Here is a 3,581-nt window from a genome sequence, read left to right on the forward strand (position 1 = left end):
CCCCGGGGGGGCGGCGCGGCGAGTCGCTAAGGCACGGCCTTCTGCGGCTTGGCAGTATCCTCGACGATCTTGCTCAGATCGGCCGGGGTCAGCTTCTCGTCATAGATCCCGGCGCCGACCTGGATGTCCGATTTGAACGAGACCGGGGCGCTGTGGACGTAGGAGATCTTGCGTGAGGCCTTCGCCTCGCCCGGCTTGGGCCACCAATACTCAACCCAGCCGCCATTCGGATTGTCGCTCGCCTTGCACATCTCCTGGAACAGCGCCGTCCCCTTGTCGTCGCGCATCTGCAGGATGGGCTTGCCCACCAGGTCGGGGCGCAGGGGATGGGCGATCATTACGTCGTCGCGGCAGCTATAGACGAACACATAGCTGTCTTTCCACACCCAGCGGGCGTCCTTGTTGTTGTTGAAATCGGCAAAACCGGCCAGGCCCTTTTCGTTCAGGTACTGGGCGGCCTCGCGCACCTTGGCCATGACCTCCGTGGCGGAGGCGGCGGTGGAGGTGGAGGTGGAGGAGTCTTGGGCCCAGCCGACGGCGGGGGCGACCCCCAGGGTCAGTACCAAACCGGCCAGGGCAAACTGCGTTTTTCCCATTGTCTAGTCCTCTCGAGTCGAATGTTCTTGATCGGGGTTACGGCAGGCGGGAGCGGCGCGACGCCGGACTCAGGCCCAGGGCTTGCCCGCGGGCAGGAGTTCGCGCCCGTAGAGCTCATTCAGGATAATGCGGGCCATCATGTACCAGGCCATCAGCGCGCAGGCGATCAGGGTGTAGCCCGCCACCACGGTCATATCGGGATAGCCGAAGTGCGCCAAGTCGAGCAGGATGAAGCCGGCCAACAGCAAGGTAAAGGTCAGGGCCATGGCGCCGTGGATGCGTAGCGAGCCGACCCAGAGGATCGCGGTGAACAGGGTCCAGGCGACCAGGAACCAGCCCACGTCCGCCGTGCTCGCCTTGAAGAGATCGAACTTGTTCGCGATCAGCATCAGTGCCAGCGCGATCCAGAAGGCGCCGTACGAGGTGAAGGCGCAATAACCGAAGTTGTTGCCGGTCTTCTGCTCCTGAAGCCCGGCGATGAGTTGTGCCAGGCCGCCGAAGATCAGCCCAAGCCAGACCACCGGCCCGATGCTGGGCATCCAACCCACGTTGTGGAATTGCAGCACCAGCGTGGTTAGACCGAAGCCGGCGAGGCCAACCACCGCCGGGTTACCGAGTTTTTGTTCTGCCATTGTGTCATGCCCAAGTGCTAAAAAGAGGAAGAGAGGCCCCCGCGCGGTGGCGGGGCGGGCGGATGTTACCCGATATCCGCGGGCAGTGCAGGTGTGACGTGAGGGGTCCAGGCGTTTTCGGTGCGGCGCCGGCACCGGCGCACCATGAATAACCAAATATGCTGATTTTCTTATGGAACCCCAGTCGGGCCCGGGCTGGATCAGGCAGGCGCAATGGCCCCCGGTACGGCGTCGCCTGAACCACGCGCCCGGCTGGTAAGATCGCGCCAAACCAACGTCGAGACGGAGACCCTGATGCCTTGGATTGAGATCGCCCCCGGGCTGCCGCTGCCCTTCCGCCGACCGGCCCTGGCGCTGGCCGCATGGCGGTCCTTGCAGTGAGCGACCCCCGCCCGCTGGCCGCGGCGCCGCAGCCGCGGCGGCCCTTTACCGGGCTCGTCGGCGCCGTCGAGGGGCTTGGACTTGCGGCCCTCACCCTGGTGCGCCTGCTGGGGCTGTATCTGCGCATCCTGGCCGGCCGGGCGCGGCTCGACGTGCCGGCCTTTGCCGCGGCGTTGCGCCAATCGGGGCTGTCGATCCTGCCCGCCATCACCCTGGTCACGCTGGCGGTGGGTGCCATCCTGGGTCAGCAGGCCGGCTCCTTCCTGCGGCGCTTCGACGTGCCGGAGTTGCTGCTGCTGTCCACCACCTATGCGGTGGTGATGGAACTGGTGCCGCTCCTCGTCGGCATTCTGGTGGCCGGGCGCGCCGGGGTGGATCTCGCGGTACGGCAGGCGAACCTGTCGGTCAGCGGCGAGGTGGACGGGCTCCTGGCCATCGGCATCGATCCCATCGCCTACACCCTGGGTCCGACGCTGCTGGCGATGCTGATCATGAGCTTCGCCTTTGCAGTGTGGGGGGGCCTCATGACCTTCACCGCCGCCTTCCTGTGGCTGTCGCTGGAGACGACGGTGCCGCCGGCCCTGTTCCTGGACGCCTTCACCAGTGTCATCGCGCCCGCGGACCTGCTGCAGGCGATCGGCAAGCCGCTGCTCTTCGCGCTCTTGATCGGCCTGATCGCGACGGTCAACGGCACCGCCGCCGGGCGTGACCCGCAGGGGGTCGGGGCGGCGGCCACGCGCACCATGATCGGGGCCGTGGCCGCGATCCTGCTCGCGGATCTCGCGGTCATTGTGCTGACGGGCCGGTGACCATGACCAATGCCTTGGAACTGTCCGGGGTCTTCCAGCACGTCGGGGGGCGCTGCGCCCTGGAGGCCATCGATCTGGCGGTGCCGCAGGGGTCCTGGCTGCTGCTCGTCGGCCGCAACGGGGCCGGCAAGAGCCTGTTGACGCGCCTCGTCCTGGGGCTCGACGCGCCGTCCGCCGGCCGGGTCCGCGTCCTGGGCCAGGACCTGCAGGACCTGCCGCGGGGGGCCTTGGCGGCACTGCGCGGGCGCCTGGGTGCCGTGCTGCAAGGCGGCGCGCTGCTGGAGGGGCTGAGCGTCATCGAGAACCTGGTCCTGCCGCTGCGCGCCCGGCCCGGCGGGCGGGCGCAACTGGCGCGGGCGGCCCGGCTGGTCATCGCCACGCTGCGCCTGGACGGACTGGAGAATCACCCGCCCCGCTCACTCTCATTGGGACAACGCCGCCAGGTCGAACTGGCCCGGGCCCTGATCCACCGGCCGGATCTGCTGGTGTGGGATGGACTGAGCGACGGGCTGGACCCGGCCGCCGTGCGCGACACCCTGGAGGTCCTGCGGGCGCAGCGGGGCAATCGCCCCCTGACCCTGATCGCCACCGACAACCGCGCGGACGCCTTAGGCGACGGCTGCGACCAGGTCGCGGTGCTGGAGCGCGGGCGCCTCATCTTCGACGGGTCCCCGGCGGCCCTCACCGCGGCCCTGCCGCAGCGGCTCGATTTGCGCTATGTGCTGACCGGCAGGCCTTAGGGCGGATGCCCGCGAGGGCGATCCGCCATCTTCCTCAAAATCAGTGGTCAGAGGTCAGTGATCAGGATGGGGCTTTCTCGGGCTGGAGGGCGCTTTCGCCTCGTCCCGAACGGCTATATCTCGGGCGGGACGGGGCATTCGAGACTGTGAAAGTATTATGCTATTGTAAATAATAGATATTTCTCAGCGCGCCGAGGCGAAATCGGGGCGAAATCGGCACAAAATAGCAATTTGCGGCGCTTTTGGCTCGAAACCGCATCACGATTAAGCGCTATATAACTGATAAAACAGGCTCGAATACTTGCCCAGTCTCATTCGCCCCGTCCCGAACGTTGACACTGGTGGCGAATCCCTCCGTCCGCTCAGGCAGCCCCTTGCAGGGCGGCAAACCGTGAACACCGGGTGGGAGCGATGGGCGTCCC

Annotated in this window: 4 protein-coding genes; 2 read left to right on the forward strand and 2 right to left on the reverse strand. The window is 67.0% G+C overall.

What is annotated here, in order from left to right:
* Positions 1-26 precede the first annotated feature (26 nt).
* Positions 27-596, reverse strand: coding sequence for a cache domain-containing protein (locus QZY48_RS02750; protein ID WP_295427389.1), 570 nt, complete (start codon positions 594-596; stop codon positions 27-29).
* Between the two features lie 69 nt (positions 597-665).
* Positions 666-1,229: an acetate uptake transporter gene (locus tag QZY48_RS02755; protein WP_295427392.1), complete on the reverse strand. Its 564-nt coding sequence runs from the start codon at positions 1,227-1,229 to the stop codon at positions 666-668.
* 377 nt (positions 1,230-1,606) lie between these two features.
* Here QZY48_RS02755 and QZY48_RS02760 point away from each other — a divergent pair, with 377 nt between their 5' ends.
* Positions 1,607-2,419: an ABC transporter permease gene (locus tag QZY48_RS02760; protein ID WP_295427394.1), complete on the forward strand. Its 813-nt coding sequence runs from the start codon at positions 1,607-1,609 to the stop codon at positions 2,417-2,419.
* A 2-nt stretch (positions 2,420-2,421) separates the two neighbouring features.
* Entirely contained in the window at positions 2,422-3,159 is a 738-nt protein-coding gene (locus QZY48_RS02765) for an ABC transporter ATP-binding protein (protein ID WP_295427395.1), read from the forward strand.
* The last annotated feature ends 422 nt before the right edge of the window (positions 3,160-3,581 follow it).

The sequence above is a fragment of the uncultured Thiodictyon sp. genome (assembly GCF_903828115.1).
Classification (GTDB): Bacteria; Pseudomonadota; Gammaproteobacteria; order Chromatiales; family Chromatiaceae; genus Thiodictyon.

What these genes read in the sequence shown, in the direction of transcription:
- QZY48_RS02750 (WP_295427389.1), bottom strand. Translation starts at nt 596, where the DNA reads ATGGGAAAAACGCAGTTTGCCCTGGCCGGTTTGGTACTGACCCTGGGG.
- QZY48_RS02755 (WP_295427392.1), bottom strand. Translation starts at nt 1,229, where the DNA reads ATGGCAGAACAAAAACTCGGTAACCCGGCGGTGGTTGGCCTCGCCGGC.
- QZY48_RS02765 (WP_295427395.1), top strand. Translation starts at nt 2,422, where the DNA reads ATGACCAATGCCTTGGAACTGTCCGGGGTCTTCCAGCACGTCGGGGGG.